14 protein-coding genes are annotated in these 15,946 nt (G+C 72.4%); 2 read left to right on the forward strand and 12 right to left on the reverse strand.

The features are described 5' to 3' along the window. Window positions 1-34: 34 nt before the first annotated feature. From BCL76_RS34995 to BCL76_RS35005, 3 genes are read right to left on the reverse strand one after another with little or no spacing between them, the layout of a single operon-like run. Window positions 35-1,216, reverse strand: a complete 1,182-nt coding sequence (locus BCL76_RS34995; protein ID WP_109783416.1) for a dipeptidase — start codon at window positions 1,214-1,216, stop codon at window positions 35-37. Beyond that, entirely contained in the window at window positions 1,213-1,749 is a 537-nt protein-coding gene (gene purE / locus BCL76_RS35000) for a 5-(carboxyamino)imidazole ribonucleotide mutase (RefSeq protein ID WP_030763602.1), read from the reverse strand. Before purE ends, BCL76_RS34995 begins: the two co-directional genes overlap by 4 nt. Beyond that, complete coding sequence (locus tag BCL76_RS35005; RefSeq protein WP_109783417.1) at window positions 1,746-2,885, reverse strand: 5-(carboxyamino)imidazole ribonucleotide synthase; 1,140 nt, start codon at window positions 2,883-2,885, stop codon at window positions 1,746-1,748. Before BCL76_RS35005 ends, purE begins: the two co-directional genes overlap by 4 nt. Window positions 2,886-3,096: 211 nt before the next feature. Here BCL76_RS35005 and BCL76_RS35010 point away from each other — a divergent pair, with 211 nt between their 5' ends. After that, complete coding sequence (locus tag BCL76_RS35010) at window positions 3,097-3,630, forward strand: GtrA family protein (RefSeq protein ID WP_109783418.1); 534 nt, start codon at window positions 3,097-3,099, stop codon at window positions 3,628-3,630. A gap of 160 nt (window positions 3,631-3,790) precedes the next feature. On the opposite strand, the gene BCL76_RS35015 is transcribed toward BCL76_RS35010, so the two are convergent. Together BCL76_RS35015 and BCL76_RS35020 are read right to left on the reverse strand one after the other, a co-directional pair. Beyond that, on the reverse strand, window positions 3,791-5,056 hold the full coding sequence (locus BCL76_RS35015; RefSeq protein WP_109783419.1) for an ATP-binding protein: 1,266 nt from the start codon (window positions 5,054-5,056) through the stop codon (window positions 3,791-3,793). A 38-nt stretch (window positions 5,057-5,094) separates the two neighbouring features. Next, the gene (locus BCL76_RS35020) at window positions 5,095-5,772 is read right to left on the reverse strand and encodes a response regulator transcription factor (RefSeq protein WP_030724697.1); all 678 of its coding nucleotides are present in this window, start codon (window positions 5,770-5,772) and stop codon (window positions 5,095-5,097) included. 496 nt (window positions 5,773-6,268) lie between these two features. On the opposite strand from BCL76_RS35020, the gene BCL76_RS35025 reads away from it, so the two are divergent. Beyond that, window positions 6,269-7,789 (forward strand): peptide MFS transporter, encoded by a 1,521-nt coding sequence (locus BCL76_RS35025; RefSeq protein WP_109783420.1) that lies wholly within the window; start codon window positions 6,269-6,271, stop codon window positions 7,787-7,789. Between the two features lie 65 nt (window positions 7,790-7,854). On the opposite strand, the gene BCL76_RS39295 is transcribed toward BCL76_RS35025, so the two are convergent. The 7 genes from BCL76_RS39295 to BCL76_RS35065 form a co-directional block, all read right to left on the reverse strand. Next, complete coding sequence (locus BCL76_RS39295) at window positions 7,855-9,153, reverse strand: hypothetical protein (RefSeq protein ID WP_181382867.1); 1,299 nt, start codon at window positions 9,151-9,153, stop codon at window positions 7,855-7,857. Between the two features lie 14 nt (window positions 9,154-9,167). Further along, window positions 9,168-10,268 (reverse strand): neocarzinostatin apoprotein domain-containing protein, encoded by a 1,101-nt coding sequence (locus tag BCL76_RS35040; RefSeq protein WP_109783422.1) that lies wholly within the window; start codon window positions 10,266-10,268, stop codon window positions 9,168-9,170. Then, the gene (locus tag BCL76_RS35045; protein ID WP_109783423.1) at window positions 10,265-11,299 is read right to left on the reverse strand and encodes a hypothetical protein; all 1,035 of its coding nucleotides are present in this window, start codon (window positions 11,297-11,299) and stop codon (window positions 10,265-10,267) included. The genes BCL76_RS35040 and BCL76_RS35045 overlap by 4 nt, the downstream gene beginning before the upstream one ends. Before the next feature lie 16 nt (window positions 11,300-11,315). Continuing rightward, window positions 11,316-12,005 (reverse strand): LPXTG cell wall anchor domain-containing protein, encoded by a 690-nt coding sequence (locus BCL76_RS35050; protein WP_109783424.1) that lies wholly within the window; start codon window positions 12,003-12,005, stop codon window positions 11,316-11,318. A gap of 113 nt (window positions 12,006-12,118) precedes the next feature. Beyond that, window positions 12,119-13,297 carry an imidazolonepropionase gene (hutI, locus tag BCL76_RS35055; RefSeq protein WP_109783425.1) on the reverse strand — a complete coding sequence of 393 codons (1,179 nt, stop codon included), beginning with the start codon at window positions 13,295-13,297 and terminating at the stop codon, window positions 12,119-12,121. Window positions 13,298-13,416: 119 nt separating this feature from the next. Further along, entirely contained in the window at window positions 13,417-14,757 is a 1,341-nt protein-coding gene (locus tag BCL76_RS35060) for a formimidoylglutamate deiminase (protein ID WP_109783426.1), read from the reverse strand. Further along, entirely contained in the window at window positions 14,748-15,938 is a 1,191-nt protein-coding gene (locus BCL76_RS35065; RefSeq protein ID WP_109783462.1) for an allantoate amidohydrolase, read from the reverse strand. The genes BCL76_RS35060 and BCL76_RS35065 overlap by 10 nt, the downstream gene beginning before the upstream one ends. Between the last annotated feature and the right edge of the window lie 8 nt (window positions 15,939-15,946).

Genomic DNA, 15,946 nt, shown 5'->3' on the forward strand with positions numbered 1-15,946 from the left:
ACCCTGTTACCGCATCCGCCGGGCACCGAGTCCGCTAGCGGATCACCGCGTTCGACGGGCCCCGGGAGGCCGACAGGTCGCGGGCGACCGCCTCCGCGTCGCGCAGCGCCCGTACCGCGTTGGACCAGGTGAGCTTCGCCAGGTCGGCCCTGGACCAGCCGCGCGTGAGCAGCTCGGCGACGAGGTTCGGGTAGCCCGCCACGTCGTCCAGGCCGGACGGGGTGAAGGCCGTGCCGTCGTAGTCCCCGCCGATGCCGATGTGGTCGATGCCGGCCACCTCGCGCATGTGGTCCAGGTGGTCGGCCACCGTGGCGGCCGTGGCCATGGGACGCGGGCGCGCCTCCTCGAAGGCGCGGTGCAGGGCCATCGCCTCGGGGGTGGTGTCCAGGTGGTGGAGACCGTGCGCCCGCAGGTTCTCGTCCGCGGCCAGGGTCCACTCGACCGCCGCCGGGAGGATGAACTTCGGTACGAAGGTGGCCATCGCCACCCCGCCGTTGCCCGGCAGCGTGGCCAGCACGTCGTCGGGGATGTTGCGCGGATGGTCGCAGACCGCCCGCGCCGAGGAGTGCGAGAAGACCACCGGCGCGGCGGAGACGGCGATGGCGTCGCGCATCGTCGTCGCGGCGACGTGCGAGAGGTCCACCAGCATGCCGACGCGGTTCATCTCGCGGACGACCTCGCGGCCGAAGTCGGTCAGACCGCCGTGCCGGGGCTCGTCGGTCGCCGAGTCCGCCCAGTCGATCGTGTCGTTGTGCGTGAGCGTCATGTACCGCACGCCCAGCTGGTGCAGGGCGCGCAGCGTGGCGAGCGAGTTGTTGATGGAGTGGCCGCCCTCGGCGCCCATCAGCGAGGCGATCCGGCCGTCGGCGCGGGCCGCCTCCATGTCGTCCGCCGTCAGCGCCCGCACGAGGTCGCCGGGATAACGGTCGATCAGCTGGGCGACGACGTCGATCTGCTCCAGGGTGGCGCTGACCGCCTCGTCACCGGCGTAGTCGGACCGCACGTAGACGGACCAGAACTGCGCCCCGACCCCGCCGGCGCGCAGCCGGGGGATGTCGGTGTGCAGGTGCGCGGACTGGTCGCCCGCGATGTCCCGACGCGACAGGTCGTAGCGCACCTGCTCGCGCAGCGCCCAGGGCAGGTCGTTGTGGCCGTCCACGACGGGGTGTTCGGCCAGCAGCTCGCGCGCCTCGTCCAGACGCTGCGCGGCGCTCACTTGCCGAACCCGAAGGACTCCGCGTTCGCGACCTTCGTACGCAGCCGCTTGCCCTTCTCCGTGGCCTGGTCGTTCAGCTCCTGCTGGAAGTCGCGCATCCGGGCCAGCAGCTCGGTGTCGTGCGCGGCCAGCATCCGTACGGCCAGCAGGCCCGCGTTGCGCGCGCCGGCGACCGAGACGGTGGCGACGGGAACCCCGGCGGGCATCTGGACGATCGACAGCAGCGAGTCCATGCCGTCGAGGTACTTCAGCGGCACCGGCACGCCGATGACCGGCAGCGGGGTGACCGAGGCGAGCATGCCGGGCAGGTGGGCGGCTCCGCCCGCGCCCGCGATGATCGCCTTCAGCCCGCGGCCGGCGGCCCGCTCCCCGTACTCGATCATCTCGCGCGGCATCCGGTGGGCGGACACGACGTCGACCTCGTAGGGGATCTCGAACTCGTCCAGGGCCTGGGCGGCCGCCTCCATGACGGGCCAGTCCGAGTCGGAACCCATGACGATGCCGATGACGGGGGCTGCGGAGGTGGGGCTCATGCGGTGACCGTTCCTCTGAGGTAGTCGGCAGCGTGGCGTGCGCGCTCCAGCACATCGTCCAGGTCGTCGCCGTAGGTGTTGACGTGGCCGACCTTGCGACCGTGTTTCACGTCCTTGCCGTACATGTGGATCTTCAGCTGGGGGTCGTGGGCCATGCAGTGCAGGTACGCCGCGTACATGTCGGGGTAGTCCCCGCCCAGCACGTTCGCCATGACGGTCCACGTGGCGCGGGGGCGCGGGTCGCCCAGCGGAAGGTCCAGCACCGCCCGTACGTGGTTGGCGAACTGTGAGGTCACGGCCCCGTCCTGGGTCCAGTGGCCGCTGTTGTGCGGGCGCATCGCCAGCTCGTTGACCAGGATCCGGCCGTCGGTGGTCTCGAACAGCTCCACGGCCAGGTGGCCGGTCACGTCGAGTTCCTTGGCGATGCGCAGGGCGAGGGCCTGGGCCTCGCCCGCGAGGGCCTCCGAGAGGTTCGGGGCCGGGGCGATCACCGTGTCGCAGACCCCGTCCACCTGGCGGGACTCGACGACGGGATAGGCCACCGCCTGGCCGTGCGGGGAGCGGACGATGTTCGCCGCGAGCTCGCGGACGAACTCGACCTTCTCCTCCGCGAGGACCGGGACACCCGCCTTGAAGGGGGCCGCCGCGTCCTGGGGGCTGCGGACGAACCACACCCCCTTGCCGTCGTACCCGCCCCGCACGGTCTTGAGGATGACGGGGAACCCGCCCACCTCCTGCGCGAAGGCGGCCACGTCGTCCGGATCGGCGACGATCCGGTGGCGGGGGCTGGGCGCGCCGATCTCGTCGAGCTTGGCGCGCATCACCCCCTTGTCCTGGGCGTGCACCAAAGCGTCGGGCCCCGGGCGGACGGGGATGCCGTCCGCTTCCAGGGCCCGTAGGTGCTCCATGGGTACATGCTCGTGGTCGAAGGTGATCACGTCACAACCGCGCGCGAAGGCACGCAACGTCTCCAGGTCGCGATAGTCGCCGATGACGACATCGCTCACGACCTGGGCCGCCGAGTCCTGCGGCGTGTCACTGAGGAGCTTGAATTTGATACCGAGGGGGATACCCGCCTCGTGGGTCATGCGGGCGAGCTGTCCGCCGCCGACCATGCCGACTACCGGGAACGTCACTCCTCCAGGGTATCCGCCGGTATTCCGCCATCCGGACACGGCCCTGGCGAGAACGTTCCCGTGTGTACCCGTGTGTGTGCCCGTGTGCGTTGCGTCGCACGGTCCCGGATGGGACAGACGGAGCAACCGAGCGACACTTAGCATGTCTGGGTTGACGAAAACCACCGGACGCCCCTCGCGGGGCGGTGACCGACAGGGACTGAACCATCACATGAGCACGCCGAAGAACGGATCGCCCCTCGAGCGCGTACGCGGTTTCGCACGGGAGGTCGCCAAGTTCGGGGCCGTCGGCGGTCTCGGTGTGCTGGTCAACCTGGGTGTCTTCAACCTGATCCGCAACACGACCGACCTCCAGGTGGTGCGCGCGAGCGTCATAGCCACCGTCGTGGCCATCGCCACGAACTACCTCGGTTTCCGTTACTTCGCCTACCGGGACCGCGCACAGAGCGGGCGCACCCGTGAGCTGACCCTGTTCGCCGTGTTCAGCGCGATCGGGCTGGTCATCGAGAACGGCGTGCTCTACACCGCCACCTACGGGTTCGGCTGGGACGGGCCGCTCGCGTCCAACGTCTTCAAGTTCGTCGGCATCGGGACGGCGACCGTCTTCCGCTTCTGGTCGTACCGGACCTGGGTCTTCAAGGCCCTGCCCGTGACCGTGGCCGAATCCGCGCCCGAGCCCGAGCCCGTATCTGCGCCGAAGCCGACGCCCCAGCCCGCGCCCGAGCCCGCGAACAACCGGGCCTAGGCCGTCTCTTCCGGATCTTGTCGGGCCCGGCCCGCCCGGCACGGCACCTCGCCGCGTTGTCGGGGCACCCGAGTACGTCCAGTACACGGGCGCCCCTCCGCCTTGCGATGTACCGCACCGGACGCCCCGGGCTCACCCGACAAGATCCGAAAGAGACGACCTAGCGGACCGTCGCCTCCGGCACGGCCCTTTCCGGCGCCGTCCGGCTGAGGAACAGCGCGAACACCGGTGGCTGCGTCTGCAGCAGCTCCAGGCGACCGCCGTCGGCCTCGGCGAGGTCCCGGGCCACCGCGAGGCCGATCCCGGTGGAGTTGCGGCCGCTGATCGTCCGCTCGAAGATCCGGTTGCCGAGGTCGGGCGGGACGCCGGGTCCCTCGTCCGTGACCTCCAGCACCGCCTGGTTGCCGATCACCCGGGTGCGCAGCGCGACCGTGCCACCGCCGTGCATCAGTGCGTTCTCCACCAGGGTGGCCAGTACCTGCGAGACCGCGCCCGGGGTGCCGACGGCCCGTACGCCCGTCCGTCCGGAGCGCACGATGGCCCGGCCCGCGCTGCGGTAGGCCGGCCGCCACTCCTCGACCTGCTGCTTGACGACCTCGTCCAGGTCGAAGGGGACCGCCGAGCCCGTGCGTGGGTCGCGCGAGTTCGTGAGCAGCCGCTGCACCACGTCCGTGAGCCGCTCCACCTGGGTCAGGGCGATCGTCGCCTCCTCCCGGACGGTCGCCAGGTCGTCGGTGACCGTGATCTCCTCCAGCCGCATGGAGAGCGCGGTGAGGGGGGTGCGTAGCTGGTGGGAGGCGTCCGCGGCCAGGCGCCGCTCGGCGGTCAGCATCCGGCCGATCCGCTCGGCGCTGGAGTCCAGCACGTCCGCGACCCGGTCCAGCTCGGGGACCCCGTACCGCTTGTGCCGGGGTCGCGGATCGCCCGACCCGAGCCGCTCGGCCGTCTCGGCCAGGTCGGTGAGCGGGGAGGCCAGCCGGTTGGCCTGCCGTACGGCGAGCAGTACGGCCGCCACGACAGCCAGCAGGGCCACCGCGCCGACCACCGCCAGGGTCCGCCCGACCTCACGGGTCACGGTGGAGCGGGCCTCCTCGACGACCACGACCTCGCCCTGCTCCCCGCGGGCGGTGCCCCGGATCACGCTGTCGAGGATCGGGGCGCCCACCTGCACGGCGGACTGGCCCGGGACGGTGATCCGCGCGTGGTGGCCGGCGTCCAGCTGCTCCGCGAGGGCCACGGGGTCGATCGGTTTGTCCTCCAGGACGTTCGCCTCGACGATGCCCACGAGCCGCAGCGCCTCGGACTCGATGCGGTCCTGGGCGCTGCTGGTGATGGTCCGGGTCTCGACGATGACCAGGGATACCCCGAAGACGGCGATCACGACGAGCACCACGGCGAGCGTGGAGTTGATGAGGCGGCGGCGCATGCCCTAGAGCATGCCCCAGGTGGGGCCGGAGGAGACGGTCAGCTCTTCTCGAAGCGGAAGCCGACGCCCCGCACGGTGGCGATGTAGCGGGGGTTGGCGGCGTCGTCGCCCAGCTTCTTGCGCAGCCAGGAGATGTGCATGTCGAGGGTCTTGGTGGAGGACCACCAGGTGGTGTCCCAGACCTCGCGCATGAGCTGGTCGCGGGTGACGACCCGACCCGCGTCGCGGACCAGGACCCGCAGCAGGTCGAACTCCTTGGCCGTGAGCTGGAGCTCCTCCTCCCCCATCCAGGCCCGGTGCGACTCGACGTCGATCCGCACGCCGTGGGTGGCGGGGGGCTGGAGGGCCTCGGTGGCGCCGCGCCGGAGCAGGGCCCGGACCCGGGCGAGCAGTTCGGCCAGGCGGAAGGGCTTGGTCACGTAGTCGTCGGCGCCGGCGTCCAGGCCGACGACCGTGTCGACCTCGTCGGCCCGGGCGGTGAGGACCAGGATCGGGAAGCCGTGGCCCTCGGCGCGCAGGCGGCGGGCGACCTCCAGGCCGTCCATGCCCGGCAGTCCCAGGTCGAGGACGACGAGGTCGACGCCGCCCTGCAGTCCGGCGTCCAGGGCGGTGGGGCCGTCCTCCCGGACCTCGACCTCGTACCCCTCCCGGCGCAGGGCGCGGGCCAGGGGTTCCGAGATGGATGCGTCGTCCTCGGCGAGCAGTACACGCGTCATGTGGGTGATGGTAGTCCGCGGCGGGTGAAACCAGAGGCCCCCGGGAAGACCCCTCTCTATCTGCGCTTATGAACCGCTGAGCGCCTTCGAATATGGTCGAACGGTTCCCGGCACGCCTTGTGATCCATCTCTCAAGTCCTTTCATATGCCGCAGTGTCGTGTCGTATGGTGGCGAGACGCCTGATGCAATACCTCAGGGACCTTTGTGCCGAAAAGCAGCGCAAAGGTCTCTATTTCTGTCCTGAACCGGACGGACGGTCCGATCAAGGACCGGTCCGTCAGCCAGGACGAGAGTGAATGACCTGTTGGCCGGGCCCCTCGCGTGATGATGCGCGGGAGGGCGTGGATCCCGGTTACGGATGTCCTGCCGCCCCCATCCCCGTGGGGCGGGCCCCGAGGCGTGGGGTAGGAGATCCGTCCGCCGGTGCCGGCCACCCCCCACCGGGCGCGGATGAGCTCACGAAGCCGAAGCGTCCCGAGCAAGCAAGGATCGACCATGGCTTCCAGCCTGACGACGGCCTCACCGAGCCCCGCTCACGAGAAGACCGTCCTCGGCCACCCGATCGGCCTGGCCACGCTGTTCATGACCGAGATGTGGGAGCGCTTCTCCTACTACGGCATGCGTGCGCTTCTCGTTCTGTACTTGGTCTCCGGCGGCGTCGACGCCGCGACCGGCAGCCAGGGTGGTGGCCTCGGCTTCACCGCCGCGACGGCCACGGCGATCTACTCCGTCTACGTGGCCATGGTCTACCTCATGGCCATGCCCGGCGGTTGGTTCGGTGACCGCGTCTGGGGTGCCCGCAAGACCGTCGCCATCGCCGGTGTCGTGATCATGGCGGGCCACGTGTCGCTCGCACTGCCCGGCCAGCTGGCGTTCTTCGTCGGTCTGCTGCTGGTCGCGGTCGGCTCCGGTCTGCTGAAGGCCAACATCTCCACGATGGTCGGCCACCTGTACCGCGGTGTGGACGACCCGCGCCGGGACAGCGGCTTCACGATCTTCTACATCGGCATCAACGTCGGTGCGCTGCTCGCGCCGATCGGTATCGGCATCGTCGGCGAGGAGGTGAACTGGCACCTCGGCTTCGCTCTGGCCGCCGTCGGTATGGCCATCGGTCTCGTGGTCTACCTGCTCGCCGGTCGCACCCTGAGCCCGCAGAGCAGCGTCGTCCCGAACCCGCTGTCCGCCGCCGAGCGCAAGGCCGTGATCGTCAAGGCCCTCGCCGTCCTGGCCGTCGTCGCCGTCTTCTACGGTGCCGTGGTCGCCGCGGACATGTTCACCATCAAGTGGGCGCTGTACCCGATCACCATCGCCGGCCTGCTCATCCCGGTCGCCGTCCTCGTCCGCATCAAGCGCGACAGGGACCTGTCCACCGTCGAGCAGACCCGGATGAGCGCCTACATCTGGTTCTTCGTGGCCGCCGCCGTCTTCTGGATGATCTACGACCAGGGCGGTTCGACGCTCTCGCTCTTCGGTGACAAGAACTCCGAGCGCAGCCTGTTCGGCTGGGAAGTCCCGACCACCATCTTCCAGTCGCTGAACCCGCTCTTCGTGGTGGCCCTGGCCCCGGTCTTCGCCGCCGCCTGGGTGGCCCTGGCCCGCCGCAACCGCGAGCCCAGCACCATCGTGAAGTTCTCGGTGGCCCTGGTCATCGTCGGCGCCTCGTTCTTCGTGTTCGCCCTGCCGCTGAGCCAGACCGCCGGCAACGACACCAAGGTCACCATGTGGTGGCTGGTGCTCATCTTCCTGATGCACACGCTCGCGGAGCTGTGCCTCTCCCCGGTCGGCCTGTCGGTCACCACGAAGATGGCGCCGCAGAAGTACGGCTCCCAGATGATGGGCGTCTGGTTCCTGGCCGTCACCGCCGGTGACTGCATCACCGGTCTGATGGGTCTGGCCGACGTGCAGCTCAACGGCGTCGGGGTCATCCTCTTCCAGGCGGTCGCCGCCGTGGCCGCCGGCCTCGCGATCTTCATGTACCGCAAGAAGGTCAACCAGCTGATGGACGGCATGGGCTGACGCGTCCGCCCCCCGTCGCACGGAACGGCCCGGCACACCGGAAGGTGTGCCGGGCCGTTCGTGTGTCAGCGGGTGCCGCGCAGGCGGCGCCACGGGGTGAAGGTGAACACCGCCCCGCCGAGCAGGATCACCGTGCCGGCGACCAGGGCCAGGGCCTTGATGCCGCCCTCGTCCTCCGCGCCGGTCTCGGCGAGACCGCCCGAGGTGCTGCTGCCGCCGCCGGACGCCGTGGAGGAACCGGAGCCGCCCGGCTGGGCGGCGGTGTCCAGCTCCAGCGAGACCCCGCTGCTCGCCGCCTTGCAGGGGACGTTGATCGGGGTGGCGCCGGGAGCCATCGTGACGTCGATCGTCAGCTGGTCCGGGCTGAGCGTCACCTTGCCGCTCTTGCCGGGCTTGTAGGTACCGGTCATGTCGCTGAGGCTGACCGGGGCCTTGTCCGGGATGGGCTCCGCGTTGGCCGGGCCGGTGACCTTGACCGTGCCGCTGTCCGCGCCGCCGAGCTTCACGTCCATGGAGGGCTTGAGCGCTCCCGCGGGCAGGGCCATGGGCGCCGCCATCGCACCCTTGGCGGTCTTGACGGTCAGGTCGTAGCTGCCGCCGTTCTTCTTCGCGTTGATCGTGACCGGGGTCTTGATGCCCCCCGGGACGACCGGCCCGCAGTCGAAGGCCACCTCGACCGCCTTGCCCGGGAAGTCGGTCTGGCCGCCTCCCCCGCCGGTGGAGCCGCCCGTGGTGGTGCCCCCGGTCGTCGTGCCACCGGTGGTCGTGCCCCCGGTCGTCGTGCCACCGGTGGTCGTGCCCCCGGTGGTCGTACCGCCGGTCGTCGTACCGCCGCTGGAGCCGGCCGCCACGTCGATGGTGGCCCCGACCCCCACGGCGCCGGTCGGCGCGCACTTGGTGACGAACGTGCCGAAGGAGAAGGTGACGGCCACGTCGTACTTGCCGGGGGTCAGCGTGACCTTCCCGGCCTTGGTGAGTTTCAGCTTGCCCTTCATCACGGACATCTGCATGGGCGCCTTCTTCGGGATCGGCGGGTTCTTCTTCTCCCCGACGACCTTCAGCTCACCGCCGCCCCCGCCCACGGTGATCCAGCCGGTGGGCTGGACCGCGTCCTGCGGGATGTCCATCAGGTCCGTGTTGTTCGAGGCGGGCTTCACCGTCTCCCACGACACGTCGACCTCGTCGCCGACCTTCGCCGAGGCGGGGGCGGTGACCTTGGCGGTGGTCTCCCCCTCCACCGGAGCGCCGCCCCCGGCCGGGGGCACGCACTTGACGTTGAACTTGGTCTCCGCGGCCTGGGCGGGAGTGGCTCCGATGGCGATACCGGCGCCGCCGAGCAGCAGCGCGATCACGGCCGCGCTCACCCTCCGTTGGGTATTCACGAATGTCCCTTCGTCGTCGAACGGTTCTCAGACGGTGCGGACGCCTGTGGTGCTGTGCCCGGCGCGCTGTCCGGGGTGAACCACGGCAGGACCGCCGTGGTGGTGTGGGGGGACGGCTCCGGGAGGTCGGAGCCCGGGGCCGGCTCGGGCGATCGCGCGGCCCCGATCCTCGGCAGCCGGGCCGTGATCGCGGAGGCCGCGTCGGGGAGCCGTACGCCCCGGTGGCGGCCCGCGGCGGCCGCGGCGCGCGGCCGGACCCGGTCGACGATCGCCATGCCGATACGGAAGACCGCGGCCGGGATCACCAGCAGGAGCAGGCCCCAGAACAGCAGCACCCCGTACGGGCGGTCCACGCCCCAGGGCTGCGTGGCCACCACGGTCTCGCCGTACTTGAGGGAGATCGTGTAGTCCCCGTGGGCGCCGGCGGCCAGGCTCACGTCGAGCGCGATCTCCGCCTTGCCGCCGGGCGGGATGGTGCCCTTCCAGCGGGCCTCCTCCCACAGCGGGGCGAACACTCCGTGCGCGGTACCGAGCTGAAAGACCGGGTCCTTGACGGGGACCGGCCCGAGATTGCCGACCGTGACCTTGAACTTCCGGGCGGGCGGGGCGCCGAACCAGGTCAGCACCCCGTCCTCCCCCTCCAGCCGGACCCCGGTGAGCATCGCGAGGCGGGCCGTGCCGGATTCGGCGGGCAGCTCGGCGACCGGGTGGTCGGTGATCTTCAAGGGGGTCGCGACGGTGGACTGGTCTCCGTTGACGGAGGTCGCGTGGACGACGCAGGGGCACGGCTTGGGCGGCGCCACCACGGGCAGCTGGGCGGTGAAGCCCCCGTCGGCGGCGACCGAGACGGCGGCGCCGTCGGCGTTGGCGCAGCTGTTGGTACCGCCGATCATGTTCTGGCCGCAGACCAGCAGCATCACCAGCGTCTTCGCCGGCCAGCCGGTGCCGGTGACGGTGATCGGGGTGCCCTTGGCGGCCTCCTGGAGGGAGAGCGCCACGGTCGGCTTGCCCTCGGCGGCGGCGGCCGGGCCCGCGGGGAACAGGGCGAGGGCGCACACCGCCAGTCCCGCGGCCAGCAGGGCTCCGACTCTTCTCACCTGGCGGCTCCCGTCAGTTCGTGGTGCGGTGCAGGGGTCGTCGGTCCGGCCGCGGGCGGCCCGTCCGGCGCCGGGGCCGGGCCCGGTTCGGGTCGCCGGCCGCGTACGAGGTACAGCGCTGCGGCGGTCGTCGCGCCGAGGCCGAGCAGGCCGCCCCCGAGCAGGCCGACCCACCCCCAGGGGACGAGCCAGTGCGCTCCGGTGGCCGTGGCTCGGGCGCCGCCGGGGGCGGTCACGGTGAGGGTGACGCGGACCCGGTCGAGGGCCGGGGCGCCGGGCCAGGGCTCGGTGAGCTCCACCCGCCGGCCGGGGAGCAGTTCGATCGGCGGGGTGCGGCCGCGGGGCGGGTCGGACACCTCGCCGACGAGGGCCTCGGTGTGGATCCGCGGTTCGGGGGTGAGGGCCACGTTGCCGCGGTTGACGAGGGTGTAGGCGATGACGGCGGCCGCGCCCCGGCCCCGGACGGCGACGTCCTCGACCGTGAGGGCCGCCAGGGTGGGGCCGCCGACCCGCAGGTGGATCCGTACTCCGACGTCGTGGCCGCCCTCGGAGGCGATCACGGCGGCGGGGTGGTCGCCGGGCGGGGACCCGGGCGGCACGGTGAGGGTGAAGGGGACCACGGCGCGGGTGCGGGGCGGGACCTTCACGGTGGTGGCGGCTCCGAAGCTGATCCAGGAACCGGCCCCGGTGGCTCCGGTGGCCCCCTCGGTGTCGGCGGCTCCGGCGCCGGGCGTCGCCGGGCGGACCGCGAGGGCGCCGTCGGCCGTGTTGTAGGCGTCGGCCCCGCGCAGGGTGATGGTGCGCTCCCGGTCGGTGGTGTTGGCCAGGGCGAGGCGGTCCTCCAGCACGGTGCCGGGGGCGCCGGCGAGGTAGAAGTACGGGCGGGCGGTGGTCGCCGCCGCGCCGGCGGCGGGCTCGGCGGTCCAGCCCGGCTCGTCGGCGACCGCCGGGCGCGCCGGAGCCGCGTACAGCGTGGCGGCGGCGAGCAGGAGGACGACGGCGGCGCGCCTGAGGGTGTGGTGCACGGGCATGACCGGGGTGCTCCGTTCAGGACCGGGCCCGCTGCCCGCGCCGGGTCAGCCAGAGCACGCCGGCCGCGCCGGCGAGCAGCACCGTGCCGCCGAGGGTGCCGAGGGCCAGGGCGGAGTCGGCGGGCCCGGTCTGCGGAAGGGTGTCGCCGGTGGTGTCGGTGGTCTCGGCGCCTGGCTGCGCGTTTCCGCCGCCACCGGGCGCCGTGACGTCCAGTTCGAGCGAGGGTCCCGGGCTGTTGCCGGGGGTGCAGGTGGTCGTGGTGCCCATCGCCTTGATGGTGAGCACGCCGGCGGTGAAGGTCACCTTGCCGCTCTTCTTGGGCGTGTAGGTGCCCGAGAGGTCGGTGATCTTGATGGGGGTGTCCGGGGGCACGGCTTCGGGGTTGGACGGCCCCGAGACCGGTACGGACACCTTCTCGGCGCCGCCGACGAGGATGACGGCGCTGGGGCTCATGGCGCCCTTGCCGAGCTCGATGGGGCTGGACGAGACGCCCTTCTGGAAGGACATCGTCAGCTTGTACCCGTCCCCCTCCTTGACGGACTTGATGTCGATGGGCGACACCGCCGACTTGTCCCCGATCGGGGTCTTGCAGTCGTAGGCGACGTCGACGACGGCGGCATGGGCCGCGGGGGCGGTGAACAGCACCGCCGATCCGGCCAGCGCGGAGGCCAGCGCGAGCGCGGTGGAGCGTTTGCGGTCGGACACCTTCGTCTTCCCCTCGGGCCACAGAAAACTGACGACACATCAGATCGGTGGCTCAAGGTACGCCCGGGCCCTTACGGAGGGAAGACAAAGGACAACCCGGGATCGACAGTTCGTCAGTAGGCGCGCCGGCCCCGCTGCCAGACGCCGGAAACGAGCGGCACGCCCGGTCGGTAGGCGAGGTGGACATGGCTCGGGGCGTCCAGCAGGGCCAGGTCGGCGCGGGCCCCGGGAGCCAGGAGGCCGATGTCGTCGCGACGCAGGGCGCGGGCCCCGCCCGCGGTGGCCGACCAGAGCGCCTCGTCGGGGGTCATCCGCATGTCGCGGACGGCGAGCGCGATGCAGAAGGGCATCGAACTCGTGTAGGAGGAGCCGGGGTTGCAGTCCGTGGACAGGGCGACGGTGGCGCCCGCGTCGATCAGGCGCCGGGCGTCGGGCCACTGGGCGCGCGTGGAGAACTCGGCGCCGGGCAGCAGGGTGGCGACGGTGGTGTCGGCGGCCTGCACGAGGGCGTCGACGTCGGCGTCGGTCAGGTGGGTGCAGTGGTCGGCGGAGGCCGCTTCGAGCTCGACGGCGAGCTGGACGCCGGGCCCGTAGGACAGCTGGTTGGCGTGGACGCGCGGGATCAGCCCGGCGGCGGCGCCGGCGGTGAGGATCGCGCGGGCCTGGTCGCCGTCGAAGGCGCCCTTCTCGCAGAAGACGTCCACCCAGCGGGCGTACGGGGCGCAGGCCTCCAGCATCTCGCCGGTGACGAGGTCGACGTAGCCGGCCGGGTCCTCGGCGAAGTCCGGGGAGACGATGTGCGCGCCGAGGTAGGTGACCTCCTCGGTGTGCGCGGCGGCGATGCGCAGGGCGCGGGCCTCGTCGGCGACGGTGAGGCCGTAGCCGGACTTGGTCTCGAAGGTGGTGGTGCCCTGGCGGCGGGCCTCGTCGAGGTGGCGGACGAGGCCCGCCTCCAGCTCGGCGTCGGTGGCGGCGCGGGTGGCGGCGACGGTGGTGCGGATGCCGCCGGCGGAGTAGGCGCGGCCCGACATGCGGGCGTTGAACTCCTGGGTGCGGTCGCCGGCGAAGACGAGGTGGCTGTGGCTGTCGACGAAGCCGGGGATGACGGCACGGCCGTCCGCGTCGAAGCGCTCGTCCGTGGCCGGGAGCTGTGCGGCGGGGCCGACCCAGGCGATCTTGTCGCCGTCGATGACGACCGCCGCGTTCTCGATCAGGCCGAGGGGGGAGCCGTCGCCGACGGACGGGTCGTTGGTGACGAGGCTGCCGATGTTGGTGATGGCGGTGGTGGTCATGGGGTTCCTCTCGGAGCACCGGGCTCTGCCCGGACCCGGTCCTCAAACGCCGGACGGGCTGAAGTACAGCCCCGCCGGCGTTTGAGGCGCGGGGTCCGAGGCGGAGCCCCGGCAAGCGGTCAGGCGCGGAGGGCGGCGATGGATTCGGCGAGGGCGGACGGGACGTCCTCGACGAGGGTGTGGGCGCCGTCGCGGACCACGTGGCGGCCGCCGACCACGGTGTGGCGGACGTCCGAGGCGGTGGCCGCGAAGACGGCCGTCTCGGCCCCCAGCCGCGCCGGCGGACCCGCCGTACGTACGGAGTCCAGCGCGATCGTGGTGAAGTCCGCGAGCGCGCCCACCTCCAGGCGGCCCGCGTCCGGGAGTCCGAGGGCGGCGTGGCCGTCCTCGGTGGCGGCGGTGAGCAGGGCGTTCGCCGTCCAGTGGCCCCGGGTGCGGCTGCGCAGGCGCTCGTTCAGCTCCATCGCGCGGGCCTCTTCGAGCAGGTCGATCACGGCGTGGCTGTCACTGCCCAGGGACAGCGGGCTGCCCGCGTGCTGGAGCCGGGTCGCCGGGCCGATGCCGTCCGCGAGGTCGCGTTCGGTGGTAGGGCACATGCAGGTGCCGGTGGTGGTCCCGCCGAGGAGGGCGACGTCCGTGTCGGTGAGGTGCGTGTTGTGGACGCCGGTGGTGCGCGGGCCGAGCACGCCGTGGTCGGCCAGCAGCTGGGTGGGCGTACGTCCGTGGGCGGCCAGGCAGGCGTCGTTCTCGGCGGTCTGCTCCGAGAGGTGGACGTGCAGGGGCGCCCGGCGCTCGTCGGCCCAGCCGGCCACGGTGGCCAGTTCGGCGGCCGGCACGGCGCGGACCGAGTGGATCGCCGCGCCGATCAGGGCGTGCTCACGGGGCCTCAGCGCACTCGCGCGCTCGGCCCAGGCCTCGGCGGTGCCGTCGGAGAAGCGCAGCTGGTGGCTGTTGGGCGCCTCGCCGAAGCCGGCCGAGAGGTAGGCCGTGTCCAGCAGGGTGATCCGGATGCCGGCCGCGGCGGCGGCCTCGATCAGGGCCTCGCCCATGGCGTTCGGGTCGGCGTACCGGGCGCCGCCGGGCGCGTGGTGGACGTAGTGGAACTCGCCGACGTTGGTGATGCCGGCCAGCGCCATCTCGGCGTAGACGGCGCGGGCGAGCGCGAAGTAGCTCTCGGGGGTGAGGTTCTGGGCGACCTTGTACATCTGGTCGCGCCAGGTCCAGAAGGTGCCCGAGCCGACCTGGACGGTGCCCCGCAGGGCCCGGTGGAAGGCATGGCTGTGCGCGTTGGCCAGGCCCGGGACCGTCAGGCCGCGCAGCACCTCGGCGCCGGGCGGCGGGGTCTCCACCCCGGTGCGCAGGGCGCCGATCCGGCCCTCCGCGGTGACCTCCAGGGCGACGCCCGGCTCGACGTGGGTGCCGAGCCAGGCGTGCTCCAGCCAGTACGTCTTCAGCGGCATGCCAGGCCTTCCAGTACGTCGGCGAGGGCGAGGACGCCCGCCACGCAGTCGTCCTCGGCGGCGAACTCCCGCGGGGAGTGGGAGACGCCGGTCGGGTTCCGTACGAACAGCATGGCGGTCGGGACGGTCGCCGAGAGGATCCCGGCGTCGTGTCCCGCGCCGGTGCCGAGGACGGGGACCGAACCGCCCAGGATCCGGTTCATCTCGTCGCGCAGGGCGTGCTCGAACTCGACGACCGGGGTGAAGGACTCCCGGACGATGCCGAGGTCGATGCCGTCCTGGTCGGCGCGCTCGCGGGCGGCCTTCTCGATGGCCGTGACGACCGTGTCGAGGGTGGCCTGGTCGGCGGCCCGGGAGTCGAGCCAGCCGCGCACGAGCGAGGGGATGGCGTTGACCCCGTTGGGCTCGACGGAGATCTTCCCGAAGGTGGCGACGGCCCCGGCGAGGGCCGCCTCGCTGCGGGCGGCCAGCACGGTCGCCGCGTAGGTGAGCATCGGGTCGCGGCGGTCGACCAGCCGGGTGGTGCCGGCGTGGTTGGCCTCGCCGCGGAAGTCGAACCGCCAACGGCCGTGCGGCCAGATCGCGGAGGCGATGCCGACCCGGTCCCCGGACAGGTCCAGGGCCCGGCCCTGTTCCACGTGCAGCTCGACGAAGGCGCCGACGCGGCCCAGGCGTTCGGGGTCGGCCCCGATGGTCTCGGGGTCGTATCCGGCGGCCTCCATGGCCTGGGGCAGGGAGATGCCCTCGGCGTCGCGCAGCTCGTACGCCTTCTCCTTGGTCAGCTGCCCGGCGGCGAGCCGGGAGCCGACGCAGGCGAGCCCGAAGCGGGCACCTTCCTCGTCGCCGAAGTTGGTGATGGCCAACGGCCGGGAGAACTCCGCGCCTCTCCTGCGGAGTTCGTCCAGGGCCGCGAAGGAGGACACCACCCCGAGGGGGCCGTCGAAGGCCCCGCCGTCGGGGACGGAGTCCAGGTGCGAGCCGGTGACCACGGCGTCCCCCGCGAGGGGGTCGCCGAGCCAGGCCCACTGGTTGCCGTTGCGGTCGGTCTCGTACGTCAGCCCGCGCGCCTCGGCCTGCTCCTGGAACCAGGTCCGGCAGTCGGCGTCGGCCCCGCTCCAGGCGTACCGGCGGTACCCGCCGGTGCCGGCGTCGCGGCCGATGGGCGCGAGCTCGGCCCACATCTCGTGGA

This window comes from Streptomyces sp. CG 926 (assembly GCF_003148825.1).
GTDB lineage: Bacteria > Actinomycetota > Actinomycetes > Streptomycetales > Streptomycetaceae > Streptomyces.

Bases quoted from the DNA above. Each gene is read 5' to 3' on its own strand.
- BCL76_RS35045 (WP_109783423.1), bottom strand. From the start codon at position 11,299: ATGCCCGTGCACCACACCCTCAGGCGCGCCGCCGTCGTCCTCCTGCTC.
- purE (WP_030763602.1), bottom strand. From the start codon at position 1,749: ATGAGCCCCACCTCCGCAGCCCCCGTCATCGGCATCGTCATGGGTTCC.
- BCL76_RS35060 (WP_109783426.1), bottom strand. From the start codon at position 14,757: ATGCCGCTGAAGACGTACTGGCTGGAGCACGCCTGGCTCGGCACCCAC.
- hutI (WP_109783425.1), bottom strand. From the start codon at position 13,297: ATGACCACCACCGCCATCACCAACATCGGCAGCCTCGTCACCAACGAC.
- BCL76_RS35015 (WP_109783419.1), bottom strand. From the start codon at position 5,056: ATGCGCCGCCGCCTCATCAACTCCACGCTCGCCGTGGTGCTCGTCGTG.
- BCL76_RS35065 (WP_109783462.1), bottom strand. From the start codon at position 15,938: ATGTGGGCCGAGCTCGCGCCCATCGGCCGCGACGCCGGCACCGGCGGG.
- BCL76_RS35020 (WP_030724697.1), bottom strand. From the start codon at position 5,772: ATGACGCGTGTACTGCTCGCCGAGGACGACGCATCCATCTCGGAACCC.
- BCL76_RS35025 (WP_109783420.1), top strand. From the start codon at position 6,269: ATGGCTTCCAGCCTGACGACGGCCTCACCGAGCCCCGCTCACGAGAAG.
- BCL76_RS35010 (WP_109783418.1), top strand. From the start codon at position 3,097: ATGAGCACGCCGAAGAACGGATCGCCCCTCGAGCGCGTACGCGGTTTC.